Below are 21,288 nucleotides of genomic sequence, written 5' to 3'. Positions count from 1 at the left end.
ACGATAACGCGGGGTATCTGGTTCCCCGCAGCGCTCTCAGGTTTTTCGCGAGCAAGCTCGCTCCTACAGGTTGAGTTCGACCTCACCCAACCGCCCACCATGGGGCCCAAAACTGCGCTCCACCATCCGCCGCGTTCCATCCGCATTCACAATCAATGCCGTACTCGCCCGCGTTCCATAACTGGGGCTGGCGATAAACACGCTCGATAGCAGACTCTCCGTCGCCAACCCCACCCCGGTATCCGGCAGGTCTGCAAACGGCGCCGTCTGCGGGTCACTCAGAATCGCCAACAACGCCTCCGGCTGCGGATCCTCCAGCGCCGCGCTCAATGCCGCCTTGGCCTTGAGCAATTTGGGCCACGGCGTATCCAGCCCGGCGTTGGATAACCCATACACCCCGGCAGCCAATCGCGTCGGCTCGGTGTGGTTGGCGTTGTAATGCCATAGCTCATCCCCCGTGCCCAGCAACAGGTTGAACCCGGCATACTCAATCGATCGGCCGTTAACGTCGGCCAAATACTGGTCAATCGGCAGCGAACCGTTGAGAAAACGCGCGACCAATTCGCCTCGGGACTTGCGCGCCGGCGGTTGGTGCGGGTCGCGAATATTGGTCAGCGCGGCAAAGCGCCCTCCGGCATTCACCCCCAGCCAGGTGCCGCCGGCTTCCTGATCGCGGCCCGCGTAGACCTCGGGCGCATCCAGCCACTGGGCCAATGGCAGGCTAGGGCGGGCGTAGAATTCATCGCGGTTGGCCGCAACGATCAGCGGCTGGGCATGCCCCGGCCGCCAGGCGAAAACAATCAGGCACATCAGGCGATCCCTTTTGTGGTTTTCCCCACTCTACCCACTCGGGCAGGCACGTTCCATCGTCTCCAGTTGGGTCGCATGCCTTCCATCCGTTAACATGCCGGACTTGATTCGGGGGCTGCCATGGAATTTCTGCTGTATTTGCTGCTGGGCGCGTGTGCGGGTGTGCTCGCCGGGCTGTTCGGCGTGGGCGGCGGGATCATCATCGTGCCGGTGCTGGTGTTCAGCTTCACCCTGCAAGGCTTCGACCCGCAGGTACTGACGCACCTGGCCGTGGGCACCTCCCTGGCGACCATCATCTTTACCTCGATCAACGCCGTGCGCGAGCACCACCGGCGTGGCGCAGTGCGGTGGCCGATCTTTGTGTGGATGACCGTGGGTATCCTGATCGGCGCCGGTTTCGGCGCGCTGACCGCCGAGGCCATCTCCGGCCCGCATCTGCAGAAAGTCATCGGTGTGTTTGCCCTGCTGATTGCCGTGCAGCTGGCCCTGGAGGTCAAGCCCAAGGCCAGTCGCACCGTGCCGGGCAAGGTCGGCCTGACACTGGCCGGCAGCGTGATCGGCTGGGCCTCGGCGATTTTCGGCATCGGCGGCGGCTCGCTGACTGTGCCGTTCCTGACCTGGCGCAGTGTGCCGATGCAGCAGGCGGTGGCCACTTCATCTGCCTGCGGCTTGCCGATTGCGCTGGCCAGTGCATTAAGTTTCATGATTCTGGGCTGGCATGACCCGCTGCTACCCGCTCATAGTCTAGGGTTCGTGTATTTGCCGGCGCTGCTGGGCATCGCCCTTACCAGCATGGTGTTTGCCCGATTTGGTGCACGGCTGGCGCACAGGTTGTCGCCGCGCTTGCTCAAGCGGTTGTTTGCCGCCTTGCTGTTTTGCGTCGGTTTGAATTTTTTACTGTAATGCAGCCTTAATCGCGCCCCGGCATGGTCCGGTCGCTATAACGAATGATTTAACGAGGAGTCGCAATGCTGCCTTACCCGCAGATCGACCCGGTGGCCCTGGCCATCGGTCCGCTGAAAATCCACTGGTACGGGTTGATGTACCTGATCGGCATCGGCGGCGCCTGGCTGCTGGCCTCCCGGCGCTTGAACCGTTTCGACCCGACCTGGACCAAGGAGAAACTCTCCGACATGGTCTTCTGGCTGTCGATGGGGGTGATCGTCGGCGGGCGACTCGGCTACGTGCTGTTCTACGATCTGTCGGCGTACATCGCCAACCCGACGCTGATCTTCGAAGTGTGGAAGGGCGGCATGGCGTTCCACGGTGGCTTTATCGGCGTGATGGTCGCGGCCTGGTGGTTCGGCCGTCGCAACGGCAAGTCGTTCTTCCAACTGATGGACTTCGTGGCGCCTCTGGTGCCGATCGGCCTGGGCGCCGGTCGCATCGGCAACTTCATCAATGCCGAGCTGTGGGGCAAGCCGACCGACGTGCCGTGGGCCATGGTGTTCCCGCCATTCAGCGACCCGGCGCAACTGCCGCGCCATCCGTCGCAGCTCTACCAGTTTGCGTTGGAAGGCGTGGCGCTGTTCCTTATCCTTTACCTCTTCTCGCGCAAGCCACGCCCCACCATGGCGGTGTCAGGCATGTTCGCGTTGTTCTATGGGATCTTCCGCTTCATCGTCGAGTTCGTGCGCGTGCCGGATGCACAGCTGGGTTACCTGGCGTGGGGTTGGGTGACCATGGGTCAGATCCTCAGTATTCCGATGATTCTCGTGGGCCTGGGCCTGTTGTGGTGGGCGTACAATCGCCCGCAGCCGCTGAAGAACACCGCGCTTTAAATACGAATGCCGAGGCCTGCGCGCCTCGGCTTCAACGATACGGGTAAAAAAATGAAGCAATATCTCGAACTACTGAACGACGTCGTGACCAATGGATTGACCAAGGGCGATCGCACCGGCACCGGCACCAAGGCTGTGTTTGCCCGTCAGTATCGGCATAACTTGGCCGACGGCTTCCCGCTGCTCACCACCAAGAAGCTTCATTTCAAGAGCATCGCCAACGAATTGATCTGGATGTTGAGTGGCAACACCAACATCAAGTGGCTGAATGAAAACGGGGTGAAGATCTGGGACGAATGGGCCACTGAAGACGGTGACCTGGGCCCGGTGTACGGCGAGCAGTGGACCGCCTGGCCGACCAAGGACGGCGGCACGATCAACCAGATCGACTACATGGTCCACACGCTCAAGACCAACCCCAACAGCCGCCGCATCCTGTTCCACGGCTGGAACGTCGAGTACCTGCCCGACGAAACCAAGAGCCCCCAGCAAAACGCCCGCGACGGCAAGCAAGCCCTGCCACCGTGCCACCTGCTGTACCAGGCGTTCGTGCATGATGGTCACCTGTCGATGCAGTTGTATATCCGCAGCTCCGACGTGTTCCTCGGCCTGCCTTACAACACCGCGGCGCTTGCGCTGCTCACCCATATGCTGGCGCAGCAGTGCGACCTGATCCCTCACGAGATCATCGTCACCACAGGCGACACCCATGCGTACAGCAACCATATGGAACAGATCCAGACCCAGTTGGCGCGCACGCCCAAGAAGCTGCCGGAGTTGGTGATCAAGCGTAAGCCTGAGTCGATCTACGACTACAAGTTCGAAGACTTCGAAATCGTGGGCTACGACGCCGACCCAAGCATCAAGGCCGACGTTGCCATCTAAAGATCGCCTCAGGACTAGAGGTGTGGGCTTGTATGGGAGGGGGCAAGTCCCCTCCCACAGTTAGTCCATGTTCGCTTGGGTTAATGGCCGTGGCTTCTGCCCACGTGTGAAGGCTCGGCATCATGGGTCACACTCCCGCTGACCTCCAACCGCTGCAGAATCCCGCATTCCGGCCCGCCACCACAGCGCTGGCGCAGGTCCAGCAATTGTTCCTGCAACGCCAGCAACCCATCGATCCGCGCTTTCACATGGTGGATATGCTCGTCGATCAACGCATTCACGCTTTCGCACTGGTCCTGGGGGCTGTCGCGCAACCCCAGCAGGCTGCGAATCTCTTCGAGCGTCATGTCCAGGCTGCGGCAATTGCGGATAAAGATCAGCCGCTCGGTATGTGTCTGGGTGTATACGCGGTAATTGGCCTCGGTGCGTGCCGGGGGTGGCAGCAGGCCCTCCTTCTCGTAATACCGGATGGTTTCCACCTGACAGTCGGTCAGTTTCGCCAATTCGCCGATCTTCATCGCAGCAATCTCCAAATGGGTGCTTGACCCTATAGTGGCTACAGGGTCTTTACTTGGCAACAGGCACCTTACGGACGCGACCTGATGAGTGATTCCCCGCTAAAACTGACCCCTGTGCATAACCACTGCCACGCGGGCTCCTGCTGTTCCGGCAGCCCGACCCCTGCGGTGGTGCAACTGAGCGAAGCCCCGACCGCCGGCTCGCGCGTGAGCACCTTTCGCATCGACGCCATGGATTGCCCCACCGAACAGACGCTGATCCAGAACAAACTGGGCAAGCTCGCCGGTATCCAGCAGCTGGAATTCAACCTGATCAACCGCATCCTCGGCGTCACCCACGACCTGCCGAGCACCGCGCCGATCATCGAAGCGATCAAGTCCATCGGCATGCAAGCCGATCCTCTTGAAGAAGGCGCTCCAGCCGCCGCGTCACCCGCCAAGAAACACGTGTGGCCGCTGGTGCTGTCCGGTGTCGGTGCGTTGGTCGCCGAAGTGCTGCACTTCACCGATGCGGCGCCGACCTGGGTGATTGCCCTGGTGGCACTGGTGTCGATCCTCAGCGGTGGCCTCACCACCTATAAAAAGGGCTGGATTGCCCTGAAAAACCTCAACCTGAACATCAATGCGCTGATGAGCATCGCGGTGACCGGCGCTGTGTTGATTGGCCAATGGCCGGAAGCCGCGATGGTGATGTTCCTGTTCACCGTCGCCGAATTGATCGAAGCCAAATCCCTGGACCGCGCGCGCAATGCCATCAGCGGTCTGATGCAGATGACGCCCGAGCAAGCCACGGTGAAGCAGGCCGATGGGTCGTGGAGCGAAGTTGAAGTCAAAAACATCGATATTGGCGCCATCGTCCGAGTCAGGCCCGGCGAGCGCATCGGCCTGGACGGCGAAGTCAGTGCCGGCCAGTCCACTATCGACCAGGCGCCGATCACCGGTGAAAGCCTGCCGATTGAAAAGACCCTGGGCGATAAAGTCTTCGCCGGTACGATCAATCAGTCGGGCTCCCTGGAATTCAAAGTGACCGCGGCGGCCAACCATTCCACCTTGGCCCGGATCATCCACGCGGTGGAACAGGCCCAAGGCGCACGCGCCCCGACCCAGCGTTTTGTCGACAGTTTCTCGAAAATCTACACCCCGGCGGTGTTCCTGTTTGCCCTCGGCGTGGCCGTGATCCCGCCGCTGTTCATGGCTGGCGCATGGTTTGACTGGATCTACCGCGCCCTGGTGTTGCTGGTGGTTGCATGCCCCTGTGCGCTGGTGATTTCCACCCCGGTGACCATCGTCAGCGGCCTCGCGGCGGCGGCGCGCAAAGGTATTCTGATCAAGGGTGGCGTGTACCTGGAAGGGGGTTACAAGCTCGACTACCTGGCCCTCGACAAGACCGGCACCCTGACCCACGGCAAGCCGGTGCAAACCGATTACCTGGCACTGTTCCCCAACGTGCAAGACAGCGCGCCGGCCCTGGCCGCCAGTTTGGCCGGGCGTTCCGATCACCCGGTGTCCGTGGCGATTGCCAACGCGGCTGTGGATAAAAACCTGGCTGACCACGCTGTGGATAACTTCGAGGCGTTGCCCGGCCGTGGTGTGCGTGGCGACATCAACGGCGACACCTACTACCTGGGTAATCACCGCTTGGTGGAAGACCTCGGCCTGTGCTCGCCGGCGCTGGAAGACAAGCTCTTCGCCCTGGAGAAACAGGGCAAGTCCGTGGTGCTGCTGCTCGACAAATCCGGCCCGCTGGCGCTGTTCGCCGTGGCCGACACGGTCAAGGACAGCAGCCGCGAAGCCATCGCACAATTGCATGAGTTGGGGATCAAGACCCTGATGCTCACCGGCGACAACACCCACACCGCCGAGGCGATTGCGGCCCAGGTCGGTATCGATCAGGCCCGGGGCGACCTGCTGCCCGCCGACAAGCTGCAAGCCATCGAAAGCCTCTACGCCCAGGGCTACCGCGTCGGCATGGTGGGCGACGGCATCAACGACGCCCCGGCCCTGGCCCGCGCCGAGATCGGGTTTGCCATGGCTGCGGCCGGTACCGACACCGCCATCGAGACCGCTGACGTCGCGCTGATGGACGATGATTTGCGCAAGATCCCGGCATTCATTCGGCTGTCGCGGCAAACGTCGAGTATCCTCAAGCAGAACATCGCCCTGGCGCTGGTGATCAAGGCGATCTTCCTGGCCGTCACCTTTCTGGGCATGGCCACCATGTGGATGGCGGTGTTTGCGGACATGGGCGTGAGCCTGTTGGTGGTGTTCAATGGCCTGCGCCTGTTGCGCAAATAGACGATGAGGAACGGGTGTGCTGAGTGCCGAGTTGAAGGCTTTTTTCATGGTCGCGCGCCTGGGCAGCATTACCCAGGCGGCGAAAAAACTCGGCCTCAGCCAGCCCACGGTCACTACCCAGATTCGCAACCTCGAAAGCCAGTACGGGGTTGAATTGTTCTACCGTGGCGGACGCCGCCTCACCGTCAGCGACGAAGGCGCGCGGCTGCTGCCGATGGTCAAGGCACTGTTGCAGCAGGAAGCGGACATCGAGTTTTTCCTGCGCAACAACGGCCAGGTCCAGGGCGCATTGAGGATTGCCGCGACGGCGCCGTATTACATCCTCGACCTGGTCAAAGCCTTCCGCGAGCGCCTGCCGCAGGTGGAAGTGTCGGTGGAAATCGGCAACTCCCAGCAGGTGCTCGAGGCGCTGGACGATTATCGCGTCGATGTCGCCGCGTCCTCCCAACTGCTGGAAGACCCGCGCTTGATCCGCCGTGTATTAGGCACCGATCCCCTGGTGCTGGCGGTGCACCGCAATCACCCGTTGGCCAAGCTGGATCACGTGCCGCTGGGGGCGCTGGCCGGGCACACCCTGCTGATGCGCGAAGCAGGCTCAACCACGCGACGCCTGACCGAAGAGCTCTTGCAAAGCGCCAACGTGAGCTACGGCCCGTTGCTGGAAATCGGCAGCCGCGAGTCAATCCGTGAGGCGGTTTTGCGCAACATAGGGATCAGCATCATCGCCCGCCAGGAAGTGCCCCATGACCCACAGTTAAGGGTGTTGACCATCGAAAATGCGCCGCAGATTGCGGAATATCTGTACTGCTTGAAAGAACGAAAGTCGGCGCGGCTGCCAGCGGCGTTTCTGGGGTTGGCGCAGGAAATGTCGCCGATCTGAAGGGGTGGGTGGCCTTCCGGGCCTCATCGGGGGCAAGCCCCCTCCCACCTTTTGACCCCATTCCCCTGTGGGAACTCGGTCAAATGTGGGAGGGGGCTTGCCCCCGATAGCGGTAGTCCACACACCACACCTTTGTGACCTCAACCCAAATCCACAAATACCACTATCACTGCCTTTTGCCTTCCTGCCACACCCTCGACGCATTCCCTCCCTAGCATGGCCCTCATTCGTTTGATGAGGTGTCCCCATGAACACAGCCCTGACCCAACCCGGCGCGCCGATGAAGGTGCGCAACGTGCAGAAGCGCTTCGGCGCCTTCACTGCGCTGGACAACGTGTCCCTGGACGTCGCCGCCGGCGAGTTGGTGTGCCTGCTGGGTCCGTCCGGCTGTGGCAAGACCACCTTGTTGCGCTGCATTGCCGGCCTGGAGCGCCAGGACAGCGGTGAGCTGTACTTGGGCAACCGCGACGTTTCCCGACTGCCACCCCAGGCGCGGGACTACGGCATTCTGTTCCAGTCCTACGCGCTGTTTCCCAACCTGAGCGTCGAAGCGAACATCGCCTACGGCCTCATCGGCAACGGTCGCGATGAAGTACGCCAGCGTGTCGGCCAGATGCTGGAACTGGTCGGCCTGGTCGGCAGCGAAAAGAAGTACCCCGGCCAACTCTCCGGCGGCCAGCAGCAACGGGTCGCCCTGGCCCGCGCACTGGCGCCCGCGCCGTCGTTGTTGCTGCTGGATGAACCGATGTCGGCCCTCGACGCCCGCGTGCGTGAGCACCTGTGTACCGAACTGCGCCAACTGCAACGTCGCCTGGGCATTACCACGCTGATGGTCACCCACAACCAGGACGAAGCCATGTTGATGGCCGACCGTATTGCGGTGATGAACAACGGCAAGGTCGAGCAATATGCCACGCCCCAGGAAATCTACGACCGCCCAGCCACACCGTTCGTGGCCGAGTTTGTCGGCCAGGGCAATTGGTTGCCGTTCAGCCGCAACAGTGCCAGTCACGCCCAGGTCGGCGGGATGAACATGCGCCTGGCCGACGATGCCGGCGTGGCCAGCTCCGGGCGTCTCTTTTGCCGCCCGGAAGCCATCAGCGTCAACCCGCCGGTGCATGAGGAAAACCTGTTCCCGGCCAAGGTCCGCGAGATCACCTTTCTCGGCAACCGCTGCCGCATGAGTTTTGAGCTGGAGCACCTGCCCGGTCACGCGCTGTTGGCCGAACTGGCCCCGGAAGCCATGCCACGCCTGGGCGCCCAGGACATCTGGGTGGCCCTGCCGCCGCGCAGCCTGCAGGTGTTTGCCTGAGATGGCCGCGGTCATGACATTGCCTGCCGCACGTCCGGTGTCCCGCGCTGAATGGGGCGACCGCGTGTTCGTGGTCGGTGGCAAAGTGCTCTGGCTGTTGTTGCTGGGCCTTGCGGTGTTGCTGCCTTTGCTGGCGATCTTCTGGCGCGGCTTCAGCAGTGAAGCCGGGCAGGGCGGAGGGCTGGTCGCCGCACAGGCATTGATCACCAGCGCCAACTTCCACTGGCTGCTCGGCAACAGCCTGAAAGTGTCCCTCAGCGTCGCGGCCATCGTCGTACCGCTGGCCTACCTGTTCGCCTACGCCTTGCAGCGCACGCTGATCCCCGGCAAGCCTATCTGGCGTGGCCTGTCGTTGTTGCCGTTGATGGCGCCGTCGATGTTGCCGGGCATTGCGCTGGTCTACCTGTTCGGCAACCAGGGCATGCTGCGCGGGCTGCTTTCGGAGAATATCTACGGCTTCTGGGGCATTGTGCTGGGTGAGGTGATCTACACCTTCCCACACGCCTTGATGATTCTGCTGTCGGCGCTGTCCCTGGCGGATGCGCGATTGTTCGACGCGGCCTCAAGCATGGGCGCCAGCCCGGCCCGAGCGTTTCGCAGCATCACCTGGCCGGCCACGCGCCAGGCGGTATTCGCCGCGTTTTGCCTGGTGTTTACCCTGACCATCACCGACTTCGGCGTGCCCGTGGTGGTCGGCGGTGATTACCAGGTGCTGGCGCTCGAAGCCTATAAAGCCGTGGTGGGCCAGCAACAGTTCGGCCGCGGTGCGTTGATCGGCATGGTCTTGCTGCTACCGGCGCTGTTCAGCTTTGGCGTGGATGCGTGGTTGCGCCGCCGCCAGGGCGGTTCGATGAGCGGCCGTGCCCAGGTCTTCCAACCGCTGCCGTCGCGGTCGAGGGACGCCTGCTACCTGGCCATCGTGCTGTTGATCTGCGCGGTGTTGCTGCTGGTGTTCGGCATGGCGGTGTATTCCTCGCTGGTGAAGTTCTGGCCGTACAACCTGTCGCTGTCGCTGAACCACTATCAGTTTGAAGACACCGCCGGCGGCGGTTGGTTGGCCTATCGCAACAGCCTGACGCTGGCCGTGTGCACCGCGTTGATCGGCAGCGTGCTGATCTTCACCGGCGCCTACCTGATGGAGAAGACCAAGGGCCAGAAAGGCCTCAACCTGGCGTTGCGCCTGCTCAGTTTCGTGCCGATGGCCGTGCCGGGGTTGGTGCTGGGGTTGGGCTACGTGTTCTTTTTCAACCTCAACGGCAACCCGCTGCACGTGTTCTACGGGAGCATGACCCTGCTGGTTGTGTGCACCATTGCTCACTATTTGACCACCGCGCAGATGACCGCCACCACCGCCCTGCGCCAGCTGGACGCCGAGTTCGAAGCCGCTGCGCTGTCCCTCAAGGCGCCGCTTTACCGGCATTTCCTGAAGGTGACGGTGCCGATTTGCCTGCCGGCGCTGCTGGACATCCTGCGCTACCTGTTCGTGTCGGCGATGACCACCGTGTCCGCCGCGATCTTCCTCTACAGCCCCGACACCATCCTCGCCGCCGTCGCCGTGCTGAACATGGACGACGCCGGCAACGTCGGCGGCGCGGCGGCCATGTCGACCCTGATCCTGTTCACATCGGCCGGCGTCTCGCTGCTGCTGGCGTGGGCCTCACGTGGCGCGCTGCGCCGCTCCCAAGCCTGGCGCCAGAGCGCGCCAGGCCAATAAATCATCCTTGAAGGAGGTGTTAGATGTTCAAGCCCCTGGCGCTGGTCGCTGCCGTACTCACCGCATTCAGCCTGAATGCCTTCGCCAAGACCGAGCTCACCGTGTACACGGCCCTCGAAGCCGAGCAGTTGAAGAGCTACAAAAAGGCTTTCGAACAAGCCAACCCGAACATCGAGATCAAGTGGGTGCGTGACTCCACCGGCATCATCACCGCCAAGCTGCTGGCCGAGAAAGACCGTCCGCAGGCCGACGCGGTGTGGGGGCTGGCCGCTTCCAGCCTGGCGATCCTCGATCAGCAAGGCATGTTGGACAACTACGCCCCCAAGGATCTGGACAAGATCGGCAAGAACTACCGTGACCCTGCCAACCCCCCGGCCTGGGTCGGCATGGACGTGTGGGCCGCGACCATCTGCTTCAACACCGTCGAAGCCGAAAAACAGGGCCTGACCAAGCCGGTGAGCTGGCAGGACCTGACCAAGCCTGAGTACAAGGGCAAGATCGTGATGCCCAACCCGGCTTCGTCCGGCACCGGTTTCCTGGACGTCAGCGCCTGGTTGCAGACCTACGGCGAAAAGCAGGGCTGGCAGTACATGGACGACCTGCACCAGAACATCGGCCAGTACGTGCATTCCGGTTCCAAGCCGTGCAAGTTGGCGGCGTCGGGCGAGTTCCCGATCGGGATTTCGTTCGAATACCCGGCCGTACAGCTCAAGCGCCAGGGCGCGCCGCTGGACATCATCCTGCCGAAGGAAGGCCTGGGTTGGGATATCGAAGCGACGGCGGTGATGAAAGGCACCGCCCACGTCGACGCAGCGAAAAAACTCGCGGACTTCTCCGCCAGCGCCGCCGCGATGGACCTGTACAAGGACAACTTTGCCGTGCTCGCCCAGCCGGGCATCGCCAAGCCGCAGACCGAATTGCCGGCGGACTATGAGCAGCGCCTGATCAAGAACGACTTTGCCTGGGCCTCGAAGAACCGCGACAGCATTCTGGCTGAGTGGCGCAAGCGCTATGACGGCAAGTCGGAAAAACAATAACCTTCATCACCGTCACTGTAGGAGCGAGCTTGCTCGCGAAAAACGTCAACGATAACGCGTGCTGTCTGGTTAAACGCGGTGTTCTTGAGTGCTTCGCGAGCAAGCTCGCTCCTACAGGGGAGAGCATCAATCCATGACGCAACAGAGTGACCTACTGATCATCGGCGCCGGCATCCTCGGCCTGTCCCACGCCTTTGCCGCCGCCAAACGCGGCCTCAAGGTCAAGGTCTTCGAACGCAGCGCCACGCCGCTCGGCGCCTCGGTCCGCAACTTCGGCCAGGCCCTGGTCACCGGCCAGCCACCGGGACCCATGCTCGACCTGGCGCGTGAAAGCCGTGCCATCTGGGGCCATTGGGCCCAGGTCGCCGGCCTGCAGCTCAAGCGTAATGGTGCCTACCTGTTCGCGCGCACCGAAGCCGAAGAGCACCTGCTCGAAGCATTCTGCGCCGGTCGCGCCCAAGAGCACGGCTACAACGTCGAGCTGCTGCAAGGCGCGGCGATGAAGGATCTGTATGGCGGCCAGTTCCGCCATCATCGCGCTGCGTTGCACGGCAAGGACGACCAGCAGCTGTATTCGCGCGAAGCGATCCCGGCGCTGATCAGCTACCTGAGCAGTGAATTGAACGTGGAGTTTCATTTCTCCACCCTGGTGCGCGACGTCGAGCCGGGCCTGGTGCACAGCACGGCGGGCAGCTTTCGCGGCGGGCAAATCATCGTGTGCTCCGGCCACGACTATCAAACCCTGCTGGCCGAGGCGATGGCCGAACTCAACCCGAGTATTTGTCGCCTGCAAATGCTGCGTGCGCGGCCCACCGTCAACTTGAACCTGCAACACGCCTTGCTCACCGGTCTCAGCTGCGTGCATTACGGCGCGTTCGCCGATTTGCCCGAGGCTGCACCGGTGCAGGCACAGATCCTGCGCGAAGCCCCGCACCTGCACGAACACGGCATTCACCTGCTGATCAGCCCGACGCCCCATGGCGATCTGATCATCGGCGATTCCCACGATTACGGCCGCGATGCGTCGCCGTTCAACGCCGAGCACGTCGATGACTGGATGATCGAACTGGCCGAGCAGACCCTGGGTTGCAACATTCAGGTCGTTGAGCGCTGGCAGGGTGTGTACGGCTCACGCGGGCCGGGGCCGTTTTCGTTCCTGCGTGTCGCGCCGGGGGTGAGCGCGGCGTTGATGCACACCGGCGTGGGCATGAGCGTCGGGCCGGCGCTGGCCGAGCGCAATATCAACGCATTGTGGGGCGCGGCATGATCAGCCCCGAGCACGCGATTGCCGAGGTGTTCGGCCTGTACGAGCGCTACGGGGCGGCGGATTACATCGGCGAGCCGGTGTCGCAGATCGAGCACATGTCCCAGGCCGCGCAGTGCGCGATGGCCGAGGGCTTTGACGATGAAGTGGTGCTGGCGGCATTCTTCCACGATATCGGGCATCTGTGCGGCGATGGCCACGAGAACATGGGCGGTTATGGCGTGGTCAGCCATGAACGCCTGGGGGCCGATTATCTGCGCCGCGCAGGTTTCAGCGAGCGTGTGGCCAGGCTGGTGGAATATCACGTGCAAGCCAAGCGCTACCTGACGTTCTGCCAGCCGGACTACTACGCGCGTTTGAGCGAAGCCAGCCGCCGCACCTTGGGCTATCAGGGCGGCGTGATGAGCGCCGAAGAAGCCCACGCCTTCGAACAGGACCCGCTGTGTGCGGTGAGCCTGCGCCTGCGTCATTGGGACGAGCAGGCCAAGGCTATGCACGTGCCGCTGCTCGACCTGGAGGTCCTCAAGGCCAAGGCGCGGCAGGTGTTGGCGGCTTAGGTTTCGTCGAGGCGCTGGGCCAGGGCTTCGACCTGTTCCTGGCGCTCGGCCTGGCTCAACCTGGCGTGAGGGTTGAGGGACGACCATTGCGGATGGGCGCGGGCCTTGTGCAGGGCGTCCGGCAACTTGCCTTCGCGCCAGGTCTTGTCCTGCGGCGTGTCGACCTTGATGCTGTGCATCGCCGCATGCCCGCGCAGGTTCAGGGCCTTGAGCAACTGGCGCTGGCGCAGGGCAAGCAGGCGCAACACGCTGTCGTCGACTGTCAACTCTCGCTGGCCTTTGATTTTGCCCAGCAACCGGCTGCCGTAACTGCGGGCGGTTTGCAGCGCGCCACCGGCAATCGCACCGGCGATGGCGGCGGCGCCCAGCGTTAATCCACCGACCAGCAAATCCACCCCCGCACCGGCCGCTGCGCCTGCGGCGATGCCGCCGCCAACGCGCACGCCGAGTTGCTTGAGGGTTTCCGGGTTGAACAGGTCATCGCCCCAACGCCCGTCGAGCAAAGGCAGGTCGCTGGCGGCGGCGTCCTGGGGGCGGAAGCCGAAGAGTTTGAGCAGGGCTTCCACGCATTTCTGTTCGCGTTGACGCACGGCTTTGCGCAGGTCGCCGATGGCGTGTTGTTCATCTTCGGTGAGCACACTGCGGCGGCAGGCAGCGCAGTCGATCAACAGCTCGGCGATCAACCGCGCGGCGCTGTGCTGGCGGGCCTGGCGCTGAGCCTCCTGATCGAGAATCAGCCGTTCCAACTGCGGCCGGGCATTTTCCAGCAACAGCGCAAGGCTTTCATACAGCCGGCGTTCGCCATCTTCCGGCGGCGCGACGCTGTCGAAGCGCACCAGCGCGTGCAGGCCCAGGCGCGCCAGGGCTTCGCGCCAGTCCGGCTCGCGGTGGTCGCTGCTGCTGACGAAATTGAGCACCGGCAGCAACGGTTTGCCGCAACTGGCCAGCACTTGCAGCTCGTCGCGGTATTTGGCCAGCACCGGCTCGCGGGCGTCGATCACATACAGGCCCGCATCCGACGCCAGCAACTGGCGCAGCACCTTCGCCTCCTGTTCGAAACGCTGGCGTGCTTCGCTGCCGTCGAGGAACCGTGCCAAGCGGGCCGGGCCGTCGAGGCGTTCGCCAGGGCGGTCCAGGCGCTCGAGGTAATCGAGCAGGGCGATGGCATCTTCAAGTCCCGGCGTGTCGTACAGCTCCAGCAAGGCTTCGCCGTCCACGGATAACCGGGCGCCCTCTACATGCCGCGTGGTGCTGGGGCGATGGGAGACTTCGCCGAAGCCCACGTCGCGGGTCAGGGTGCGCAGCAGCGAGGTCTTGCCCACATTGGTATGGCCGACCACAGCGAGTTTCAGCGGTTTAGTCATGACCGGTCTCCAGCCAGTTCAGCGGCGCGCAGTCGGCGAAAGGCAATTCCAGCTGTTGCAGCGCGGTGTGCCAATCCCCCAGGCGTTCGGCGTCCAGCGCCTGGCCGGGCGGCGCTTGCAGCAGCCACACGCGAGTGGCGGTGGCGCTGCGGGCCAGTTCGGCGATCAGCGCGAGGCTGCCGCGATCCGGCGAGCGGCGCGGGTCGCAGGCGATCAACAGGCGTGCCGGTGGGAAGCGGGTGAGTTGTTCCAGCAGCCTGTTGCGCGATTCGCGGCTGTCGAGGACGCCAGCGTTGTTGACGCCGGCCGGCAATTTCGGTGGCCAGGGGTGTTGGTCGTCCAGCTCGATAGCGACCAGCAATGCGCCGTCGCTGTGCAATTCGCTGACGCCGCCCGTGACGTGGTGCAACTGTTCGGGTGCGGCGTCGTTGACTCCAAGGCGTTCGCTGCTGGGCATCAGGCGTTCGCGCAAGGGGCTGTAGCCGGGAAGGTTGAGGTCCAGGCGCAGGGCGGCGCGCCCGCGTTTCCAGCGCCACAGGCACAACAGCGCGAGGATCAGGCGCGGCAGCAGGCCGTACACCAGCAGCACGCCTACCAGCCAGGCAGCCCATGCCTGGCGGGCGCTTTCGATATTCAGCGCGGCGTCGCCGCTGGCGCGGATCATGTCGACGGTCGGCACGCTGAAGCCCAGCAGCGCCGGCAGGCTGCCCAGTGCCTGGGTCGCGGCGACAAACGTGTCTGCGCTGAGGATGGTGGTTTCCCACACAAAGCCGTAGCGGTGCGTGGCGAGCAGCGTCAGCAGAATCACGAGGGCACTGAGCAATGCGAGCAGCCACAGGCCGTTTACCAGCACGCCGACGGCCCAGCGGTTGAGCTTCTGGCGTTGCAGCAAGACTAAAAGTGCCGGTGCCAGTTGGGCCGCCTTGGCGTCGCGGGCGAGCTTTTCGCTGAGCCACAACCACAGGCGTCCCAGGCTGGCGCTGTGTTCCCCGGCGAACAGCAGGCCCAGGGCCCAGCTGATCAGCAGGATCAGGTTCAGGCCGAGCAGGCTGCCCAATGCCCAGAACACATTCACTGGGGTCAGGCCGTTGCCCAGCGCAGCCAATGCCAGGCCGGCGCCGCTGAACACCGCCACGATCGCCAGCAGCACCAGTGCCAGTCGCGCACCTTGCAGCCAGCGGGTGAGGGCGGCAGTGAGACCATCGCGCTCGGCCAGGTGCAGGGCACGCTGCTGGATGCGCGTGGGCAAGTCGCCACCAGCGGCGCGGGCCAGGCGGTTGGCTTCCAGGTCTTCCAGAGGGCCTGCGTGTTCTTCGCGCAGGCGCACGGTTTCCGTCAGCCAGAGTCTGTGCAAGGGGTTCAGTGCAGTCACGCGCCGTCCTGTTGTGTTTGTGAGCCTGGAGCATAACCCCTGGCTCGGGGCTCTGGTATTCTCGTCGGCATGAAAAAAACTCTCCCTTTAAGCCTGATCGCAGCCCTCGGTGAAAACCGCGTGATCGGCGTCGACAACAGCATGCCCTGGCATTTGCCGGGGGATTTCAAATATTTCAAGGCCACCACGCTTGGCAAGCCGATCATCATGGGGCGCAAGACCTGGGATTCCCTGGGCCGACCGCTGCCGGGGCGCTTGAACATCGTGGTCAGCCGTCAGACCCATCTTGTGCTGGAAGGTGCGGAAGTTTTTCCGTCGCTGGAGGCCGCCGTTGAGCGAGCCGAAGCATGGGCGCGGGGGCAGGGCGTGGATGAGCTGATGCTGATCGGCGGCGCGCAGTTGTATGCGCAGGGGTTGGAACAGGCGGATCGCCTGTATTTGACGCGGGTGGCGTTGAGTCCGGAAGGGGATGCGTGGTTTCCGGAGTTTGATCGGGGCCAGTGGAAGCTGGTTTCCAATCTGGAGAATCCAGCTGAAGGTGACAAGCCGGCGTACCACTTCGAAGTCTGGGAACGGAACTGATTGTAGGAGCGAGCTTGCTCGCGAAAAACCTGAGGGCGCCGCGTTCATTCAGCATGCCCGCGTCATCGTTGACGTTCTTCGCGAGCAAGCTCGCTCCTACAGTTGATTCGGCTTCAGGCCTGCGCTAATTCAGCATGCTCATCGGCATCCAACAACGCCTTATCCGTCTGCCCCATGACCTGGCTGGTAATTGCCCCGGCCGTCATCGAACCGTTCACGTTCAGCGCCGTGCGGCCCATGTCGATCAGCGGCTCCACGGAAATCAGCAACGCCACCAGTGACACCGGCAAGCCCATCGCCGGCAGCACGATCAGCGCGGCAAAGGTCGCACCGCCGCCCACACCAGCCACACCGGCCGAACTCAAAGTCACAATCGCTACCAGGGTCGCGATCCACAGCGGGTCCAGCGGGTTGATGCCCACGGTGGGCGCCACCATCACCGCCAACATGGCCGGGTAGAGACCGGCGCAACCGTTCTGGCCGATGGTCGCGCCAAACGAGGCGGCGAAACCGGCGATGGACTGCGGGATACCCAGGCGACGGGTCTGCGCTTCAATGCTCAGCGGAATCGCCGCCGCGCTGGAGCGGCTGGTGAAGGCAAACGTCAGCACTGGCCACACCTTGCGGAAGAAGCGCAGCGGGTTGATCCCGGCCAGCGACAGCAGCAGGCCGTGCACCATAAACATCAGGCCCAGGGCCAGGTACGACACCACCACGAAACTGCCGAGCTTGATGATGTCCTGCAGGTTGGAACCGGCGACTACCTTGGTCATCAGCGCCAATACGCCGTAGGGCGTGAGCTTCATCACCAGGCGCACCAGGCGCATCACCCAGGCTTGCAGGGTATCGATGGCGTTAAGGACTTTCTGGCCTTTTTCCACGTCATCCTTGAGCAGTTGCAGCGCGGCAACCCCCAGGAAGGCGGCGAAAATCACCACGCTGATGATCGACGTTGGCTTGGCGCGCGCCAGGTCGGCAAACGGGTTGGCCGGCACGAACGACAGCAGCAACTGCGGGATATTCAGGTCGGCGACCTTGCCCGCGTAATCATTCTGGATCACTTGCAGGCGCGCCATTTCCTGAGTGCCGGCCACCAGGCCTTCGGCGGTGAGGCCGAACAGGTTGGTCAGGCCGATGCCGATCAGCGCCGCAATTGCCGTCGTGAACAGCAGCGTGCCGATGGTCAGGAAGCTGATCTTGCCCAAGGACGAGGCGTTATGCAGGCGGGCCACGGCACTTAGGATCGAGGCAAATACCAGCGGGATGACGATCATTTGCAGCAATTGCACATAGCCGTTGCCGACCAGGTCGAACCAAGCGATGGAGGCCTTGAGCACCGGGTTGCCAGCGCCGTAGAGGGTATGCAGGGCTACGCCAAATGCGACACCCAGGACCAGAGCGAACAAGACCTTCTTGGCGAGGCTCCAGTTTGTGTGGCGAGTTTGTGCCAGGCCCAGTAACAGGGCCGCGAACACCAGTAAGTTGAGAATCAGGGGCAGATTCATTGAAGCTCCGTCAGAGGCTGCCAATCGCGTGAGCCGGCGATTGCGAACCGGAAAGCCTAACAGCTTGATATCTAATGAATTAATAACAAGATGGAATGGTGACCGTCGTTTTTGGAATAAGCGACTGGCGCCCAGGCGTATGACATTGGCGTTATCACGATGCAAGCGGTCGCGCTCGGGAGGTCATGGTCATCCAGATTTGTTAGCGTCGGTGTCTTTCACTCAGGGAGAAACGCTGATGAAGCTCGCTTCGAAACTGTTCACCGCCGCGCTGTGCCTGGGCCTTGCCGGTCAAACCATGGCCGCCACCGAGTTGAAACACTGGCCAGCGCCGGCCGCCAAGCAACTGAACGCGATGATCGCCGCCAACGCCAACAAGGGTAACTTCGCGGTGTTCGACATGGACAACACCAGTTACCGCTACGACCTCGAAGAATCCCTGCTGCCCTTCATGGAAAACAAGGGCCTGATCACCCGCGACAGCCTCGACCCTTCGCTCAAGCTGATGCCGTTCAAAGACACCGCCGACCATAAAGAAAGCCTGTTCAGCTATTACTATCGCCTGTGCGAAGTGGACGACATGGTCTGCTATCCGTGGGTCGCCCAGGTGTTTTCCGGTTTCACCCTCAAGGAGCTCAAGGTCCAGGTGGATGAGCTGATGGCGTCCGGCAAGCCGGTGCCGGTCAGCTATTACGAAGGCGATGCGGTGAAGAAATCCGAAGTGCAGCCGCCGAAAATTTTCACGGGCCAGCAGGAGCTGTACAACAAGCTGATGGAAAACGGCATCGAGGTGTACGTAATGACCGCCGCGTCGGAAGAGCTGGTGCGCATGGTCGCCGCCGACCCGAAGTACGGCTATAACGTCAAACCCGAAAACGTCATCGGCGTGACCACCCTGCTCAAGGACCGCACCACCGGCGAACTGACCACCGCGCGCAAGCAAATCAGCGTCGGCAAGTATGACGAAAAGGCCAACCTCGGCCTGGAACTCACCCCGTACCTGTGGACCCCGGCGACCTGGATGGCCGGCAAGCACGCGGCAATCCTCACCTACATCGACGAATGGAAAAAACCAGTGATTGTCGGCGGCGATACCCCCACCAGTGACGGCTACATGCTGTTCCACGATGTGGACGTGGCCAAGGGCGGCGTGCACCTGTGGATCAACCGCAAAGACAAATACATGACCCAGCTCAACGGCATGATGGCCAAGCACGCGGCAGCGCAGGCCAAGGAAGGGTTGCCGGTGACGGCGGACAAGAACTGGGTGATCGTCAAGCCAGAGGATATTCAGTAACACCGCATCGGGGGCAAGCCCCCTCCCACAGCGACCGCGTTCACAGATACAAATGTGTGAACCCAGCCAACTGTGGGAGGGGGCTTGCCCCCGATGGCGGTGTATCAGCACATGATTAGTTGGCTGACACATTGCTATCGTGGGCAAGTCGAAACGTCGCACCGCCCCTCCCACATTTGACTTCAGTGTTCCAGGGGGTTGGGCCAGGCAAAAAAATGCCCCGCACAGGGCGGGGCATTTTTATGGGCGGGGCTTACAGGCCGTCGAGCATGGCCTTGTTACGCACCGCACCCTTGTCGGCACTGGTGGCCAGCAGGGCGTAGGCTTTCAGCGCGGTGGTGACTTTGCGCGGACGCTTCTCCACCGGTTTCCAGCCTTTCTTGTCCTGCTCGACCCGGCGCGCAGCCAGTTCTTCGTCGCTGATCAACAGGTTGATCGAGCGGTTCGGAATGTCGATCAGCACCTTGTCGCCATCCTGTACCAGGCCAATCGCGCCGCCGGCAGCGGCTTCTGGCGAAGCGTGGCCGATGGACAGGCCCGACGTACCGCCGGAGAAACGGCCGTCGGTCAGCAGCGCGCAGGCTTTGCCCAGACCCTTGGATTTCAGGTAGGACGTCGGGTAGAGCATCTCCTGCATACCCGGGCCGCCTTTCGGGCCTTCGTAGCGGATGATCACGATGTCGCCTTCCTTCACTTCGTCGGCGAGGATGCCGCGAACCGAGCTGTCCTGGCTTTCGTAGATCTTGGCACGACCTTCGAAGACGTGGATGGATTCATCCACACCGGCGGTTTTCACCACGCAGCCGTCGAGGGCGATGTTGCCGTACAGCACGGCAAGGCCGCCTTCTTGCGAGTAGGCATGCTCAACGCTGCGGATGCAGCCGTTTTCACGGTCGTCGTCCAGGGTGTCCCAACGGGTCGACTGGCTGAACGCGGTTTGCGTCGGGATGCCCGCCGGGCCGGCCTTGAAGAAGGTGTGCACGGCTTCATCGTCAGTCTGGGTGATGTCCCACTTGGCGATGCCTTCGGCGATGGACTTGCTGTGCACGGTCGGCAGGTCGGTGTGCAGCAGGCCGCCACGGGCCAGGGAGCCGAGGATCGAGAAGATCCCGCCGGCGCGGTGCACGTCTTCCATGTGGTACTTCTGGATGTTCGGCGCGACTTTGCACAGTTGCGGTACGTGACGGGACAGACGGTCGATGTCGCGCAGGTCGAAATCGATCTCGGCTTCCTGGGCGGCAGCCAGCAAGTGCAGGATGGTGTTGGTGGAACCGCCCATGGCGATGTCCAGGGTCATGGCGTTTTCGAACGCCTTGAAGTTGGCGATGTTGCGCGGCAACACCGACTCATCGTTCTCGGTGTAGTAACGCTTGCACAGCTCGACGATGGTGCGGCCAGCCTGCAGGAACAACTGCTCGCGGTCGCTGTGGGTGGCCAGGGTGGAACCGTTGCCTGGCAATGCCAGGCCCAGGGCTTCCACCAGGCAGTTCATCGAGTTGGCGGTGAACATGCCGGAGCACGAACCGCAGGTCGGGCAGGCGCTGCGCTCGTATTCCGCGACCTTCTCGTCAGAAGCGCTGGAATCGGCGGCGATGACCATGGCGTCGACCAGGTCGAGGCCGTGGGAGGCGAGCTTGGTCTTGCCGGCTTCCATCGGGCCGCCGGAGACGAAGATCACCGGGATGTTCAGGCGCAGAGCGGCCATCAGCATGCCGGGGGTGATCTTGTCGCAGTTCGAGATGCACACGATGGCGTCGGCGCAGTGGGCGTTGACCATGTATTCCACGGAGTCGGCGATGATCTCGCGGCTCGGCAGGGAATACAGCATGCCGTCATGGCCCATGGCGATGCCGTCATCCACGGCGATGGTGTTGAATTCCTTGGCGACGCCGCCAGCGCGTTCGATCTCGCGGGCTACCAGTTGGCCCAGGTCCTTGAGGTGGACGTGGCCCGGTACGAACTGGGTGAACGAGTTGGCAATCGCGATGATCGGCTTCTTGAAGTCGTCATCTTTCATCCCCGTGGCACGCCACAGTGCGCGCGCGCCGGCCATGTTGCGGCCGTGGGTGGATGTTTTCGAGCGGTAATCTGGCATGGAGCACTCCGGGCGGCTAA

Annotated in this window: 18 protein-coding genes and 1 pseudogene; 12 read left to right on the top strand and 7 right to left on the bottom strand. The window is 62.9% G+C overall.

Annotation, left to right across the window (positions count from 1 at the left end; all coding sequences use genetic code 11):
- Positions 1–63: 63 nt before the first annotated feature.
- Complete coding sequence (locus CQ041_RS03590) at positions 64–810, bottom strand: NRDE family protein (protein WP_105521133.1); 747 nt, start codon at positions 808–810, stop codon at positions 64–66.
- 120 nt (positions 811–930) lie between these two features.
- On the opposite strand from CQ041_RS03590, the gene CQ041_RS03585 reads away from it, so the two are divergent.
- From CQ041_RS03585 to CQ041_RS03575, 3 genes are all read left to right on the top strand, one after another.
- Positions 931–1,713 carry a sulfite exporter TauE/SafE family protein gene (locus tag CQ041_RS03585; protein ID WP_105521132.1) on the top strand — a complete coding sequence of 261 codons (783 nt, stop codon included), beginning with the start codon at positions 931–933 and terminating at the stop codon, positions 1,711–1,713.
- A gap of 65 nt (positions 1,714–1,778) precedes the next feature.
- Positions 1,779–2,591, top strand: coding sequence for a prolipoprotein diacylglyceryl transferase (gene lgt, locus CQ041_RS03580; protein WP_105521131.1), 813 nt, complete (start codon positions 1,779–1,781; stop codon positions 2,589–2,591).
- A gap of 51 nt (positions 2,592–2,642) precedes the next feature.
- Positions 2,643–3,476, top strand: coding sequence for a thymidylate synthase (locus CQ041_RS03575; protein WP_105521130.1), 834 nt, complete (start codon positions 2,643–2,645; stop codon positions 3,474–3,476).
- Between the two features lie 80 nt (positions 3,477–3,556).
- Here the strand turns inward: CQ041_RS03575 and cadR are convergent, their stop codons facing one another.
- A complete protein-coding gene (gene cadR / locus CQ041_RS03570) occupies positions 3,557–3,994 on the bottom strand; it encodes a Cd(II)/Pb(II)-responsive transcriptional regulator (RefSeq protein WP_105521129.1) in 438 nt (145 codons plus the stop codon).
- Between the two features lie 84 nt (positions 3,995–4,078).
- On the opposite strand from cadR, the gene CQ041_RS03565 reads away from it, so the two are divergent.
- The 7 genes from CQ041_RS03565 to CQ041_RS03535 all read left to right on the top strand — a co-directional run bounded on the left by CQ041_RS03565 (position 4,079) and on the right by CQ041_RS03535 (position 13,053).
- The gene (locus tag CQ041_RS03565) at positions 4,079–6,289 is read left to right on the top strand and encodes a heavy metal translocating P-type ATPase (protein WP_105521128.1); all 2,211 of its coding nucleotides are present in this window, start codon (positions 4,079–4,081) and stop codon (positions 6,287–6,289) included.
- 16 nt (positions 6,290–6,305) lie between these two features.
- Positions 6,306–7,169, top strand: a complete 864-nt coding sequence (locus CQ041_RS03560; protein WP_105521127.1) for a LysR family transcriptional regulator — start codon at positions 6,306–6,308, stop codon at positions 7,167–7,169.
- A 247-nt stretch (positions 7,170–7,416) separates the two neighbouring features.
- The gene (locus CQ041_RS03555; protein WP_105521126.1) at positions 7,417–8,481 is read left to right on the top strand and encodes a putative 2-aminoethylphosphonate ABC transporter ATP-binding protein; all 1,065 of its coding nucleotides are present in this window, start codon (positions 7,417–7,419) and stop codon (positions 8,479–8,481) included.
- A gap of 1 nt (position 8,482) precedes the next feature.
- A complete protein-coding gene (locus CQ041_RS03550) occupies positions 8,483–10,195 on the top strand; it encodes a putative 2-aminoethylphosphonate ABC transporter permease subunit (protein ID WP_105521125.1) in 1,713 nt (570 codons plus the stop codon).
- A 23-nt stretch (positions 10,196–10,218) separates the two neighbouring features.
- Complete coding sequence (locus CQ041_RS03545; RefSeq protein WP_105521124.1) at positions 10,219–11,232, top strand: putative 2-aminoethylphosphonate ABC transporter substrate-binding protein; 1,014 nt, start codon at positions 10,219–10,221, stop codon at positions 11,230–11,232.
- Positions 11,233–11,365: 133 nt separating this feature from the next.
- Positions 11,366–12,499: a TIGR03364 family FAD-dependent oxidoreductase gene (locus tag CQ041_RS03540; protein WP_105521123.1), complete on the top strand. Its 1,134-nt coding sequence runs from the start codon at positions 11,366–11,368 to the stop codon at positions 12,497–12,499.
- Positions 12,499–13,053, top strand: a complete 555-nt coding sequence (locus CQ041_RS03535) for a phosphonate degradation HD-domain oxygenase (protein ID WP_105521467.1) — start codon at positions 12,499–12,501, stop codon at positions 13,051–13,053. The genes CQ041_RS03540 and CQ041_RS03535 overlap by 1 nt, the downstream gene beginning before the upstream one ends.
- On the opposite strand, the gene CQ041_RS03530 is transcribed toward CQ041_RS03535, so the two are convergent.
- On the bottom strand, positions 13,050–14,417 hold the full coding sequence (locus CQ041_RS03530; protein WP_105521122.1) for a DUF3482 domain-containing protein: 1,368 nt from the start codon (positions 14,415–14,417) through the stop codon (positions 13,050–13,052). The two genes, CQ041_RS03535 and CQ041_RS03530, sit on opposite strands and share 4 nt — an antisense overlap.
- On the bottom strand, positions 14,410–15,789 hold the full coding sequence (locus tag CQ041_RS03525) for a DUF2868 domain-containing protein (RefSeq protein WP_105521121.1): 1,380 nt from the start codon (positions 15,787–15,789) through the stop codon (positions 14,410–14,412). The genes CQ041_RS03530 and CQ041_RS03525 overlap by 8 nt, the downstream gene beginning before the upstream one ends.
- Before the next feature lie 69 nt (positions 15,790–15,858).
- Between CQ041_RS03525 and CQ041_RS03520 the strand changes: the two genes are divergently transcribed.
- Positions 15,859–16,371: a dihydrofolate reductase gene (locus tag CQ041_RS03520; RefSeq protein WP_105521120.1), complete on the top strand. Its 513-nt coding sequence runs from the start codon at positions 15,859–15,861 to the stop codon at positions 16,369–16,371.
- Here the strand turns inward: CQ041_RS03520 and CQ041_RS26715 are convergent.
- Both CQ041_RS26715 and CQ041_RS03515 read right to left on the bottom strand, forming a co-directional pair.
- Positions 16,361–16,459 (bottom strand): annotated as a pseudogene (locus CQ041_RS26715) (outer membrane lipoprotein carrier protein LolA); the annotation flags it as partial. The gene CQ041_RS03520 and the pseudogene CQ041_RS26715 sit on opposite strands and share 11 nt — an antisense overlap.
- A gap of 25 nt (positions 16,460–16,484) precedes the next feature.
- A complete protein-coding gene (locus CQ041_RS03515) occupies positions 16,485–17,876 on the bottom strand; it encodes an L-cystine transporter (protein ID WP_105521119.1) in 1,392 nt (463 codons plus the stop codon).
- Positions 17,877–18,114: 238 nt separating this feature from the next.
- Here CQ041_RS03515 and CQ041_RS03510 point away from each other — a divergent pair, with 238 nt between their 5' ends.
- The gene (locus CQ041_RS03510; protein WP_105521118.1) at positions 18,115–19,173 is read left to right on the top strand and encodes a phosphorylcholine phosphatase; all 1,059 of its coding nucleotides are present in this window, start codon (positions 18,115–18,117) and stop codon (positions 19,171–19,173) included.
- Positions 19,174–19,426: 253 nt separating this feature from the next.
- Here the strand turns inward: CQ041_RS03510 and ilvD are convergent, their stop codons facing one another.
- On the bottom strand, positions 19,427–21,268 hold the full coding sequence (gene ilvD, locus CQ041_RS03505) for a dihydroxy-acid dehydratase (protein ID WP_010167756.1): 1,842 nt from the start codon (positions 21,266–21,268) through the stop codon (positions 19,427–19,429).
- Positions 21,269–21,288 lie beyond the last annotated feature (20 nt).

The sequence above is a fragment of the Pseudomonas sp. MYb60 genome, assembly GCF_002979555.1.
Classification (GTDB): Bacteria; Pseudomonadota; Gammaproteobacteria; order Pseudomonadales; family Pseudomonadaceae; genus Aquipseudomonas.
This window is presented reverse-complemented; position numbering and strand designations above follow the sequence as displayed.

Excerpts from the sequence above, each read along its gene's own strand:
- CQ041_RS03590 (WP_105521133.1), bottom strand. The coding sequence starts at position 810 with ATGTGCCTGATTGTTTTCGCCTGGCGGCCGGGGCATGCCCAGCCGCTG.
- CQ041_RS03585 (WP_105521132.1), top strand. The coding sequence starts at position 931 with ATGGAATTTCTGCTGTATTTGCTGCTGGGCGCGTGTGCGGGTGTGCTC.
- lgt (WP_105521131.1), top strand. The coding sequence starts at position 1,779 with ATGCTGCCTTACCCGCAGATCGACCCGGTGGCCCTGGCCATCGGTCCG.
- CQ041_RS03575 (WP_105521130.1), top strand. The coding sequence starts at position 2,643 with ATGAAGCAATATCTCGAACTACTGAACGACGTCGTGACCAATGGATTG.
- cadR (WP_105521129.1), bottom strand. The coding sequence starts at position 3,994 with ATGAAGATCGGCGAATTGGCGAAACTGACCGACTGTCAGGTGGAAACC.
- CQ041_RS03565 (WP_105521128.1), top strand. The coding sequence starts at position 4,079 with ATGAGTGATTCCCCGCTAAAACTGACCCCTGTGCATAACCACTGCCAC.
- CQ041_RS03555 (WP_105521126.1), top strand. The coding sequence starts at position 7,417 with ATGAACACAGCCCTGACCCAACCCGGCGCGCCGATGAAGGTGCGCAAC.
- CQ041_RS03550 (WP_105521125.1), top strand. The coding sequence starts at position 8,483 with ATGGCCGCGGTCATGACATTGCCTGCCGCACGTCCGGTGTCCCGCGCT.
- CQ041_RS03545 (WP_105521124.1), top strand. The coding sequence starts at position 10,219 with ATGTTCAAGCCCCTGGCGCTGGTCGCTGCCGTACTCACCGCATTCAGC.
- CQ041_RS03540 (WP_105521123.1), top strand. The coding sequence starts at position 11,366 with ATGACGCAACAGAGTGACCTACTGATCATCGGCGCCGGCATCCTCGGC.
- CQ041_RS03530 (WP_105521122.1), bottom strand. The coding sequence starts at position 14,417 with ATGACTAAACCGCTGAAACTCGCTGTGGTCGGCCATACCAATGTGGGC.
- CQ041_RS03520 (WP_105521120.1), top strand. The coding sequence starts at position 15,859 with ATGAAAAAAACTCTCCCTTTAAGCCTGATCGCAGCCCTCGGTGAAAAC.
- CQ041_RS03515 (WP_105521119.1), bottom strand. The coding sequence starts at position 17,876 with ATGAATCTGCCCCTGATTCTCAACTTACTGGTGTTCGCGGCCCTGTTA.
- CQ041_RS03510 (WP_105521118.1), top strand. The coding sequence starts at position 18,115 with ATGAAGCTCGCTTCGAAACTGTTCACCGCCGCGCTGTGCCTGGGCCTT.
- ilvD (WP_010167756.1), bottom strand. The coding sequence starts at position 21,268 with ATGCCAGATTACCGCTCGAAAACATCCACCCACGGCCGCAACATGGCC.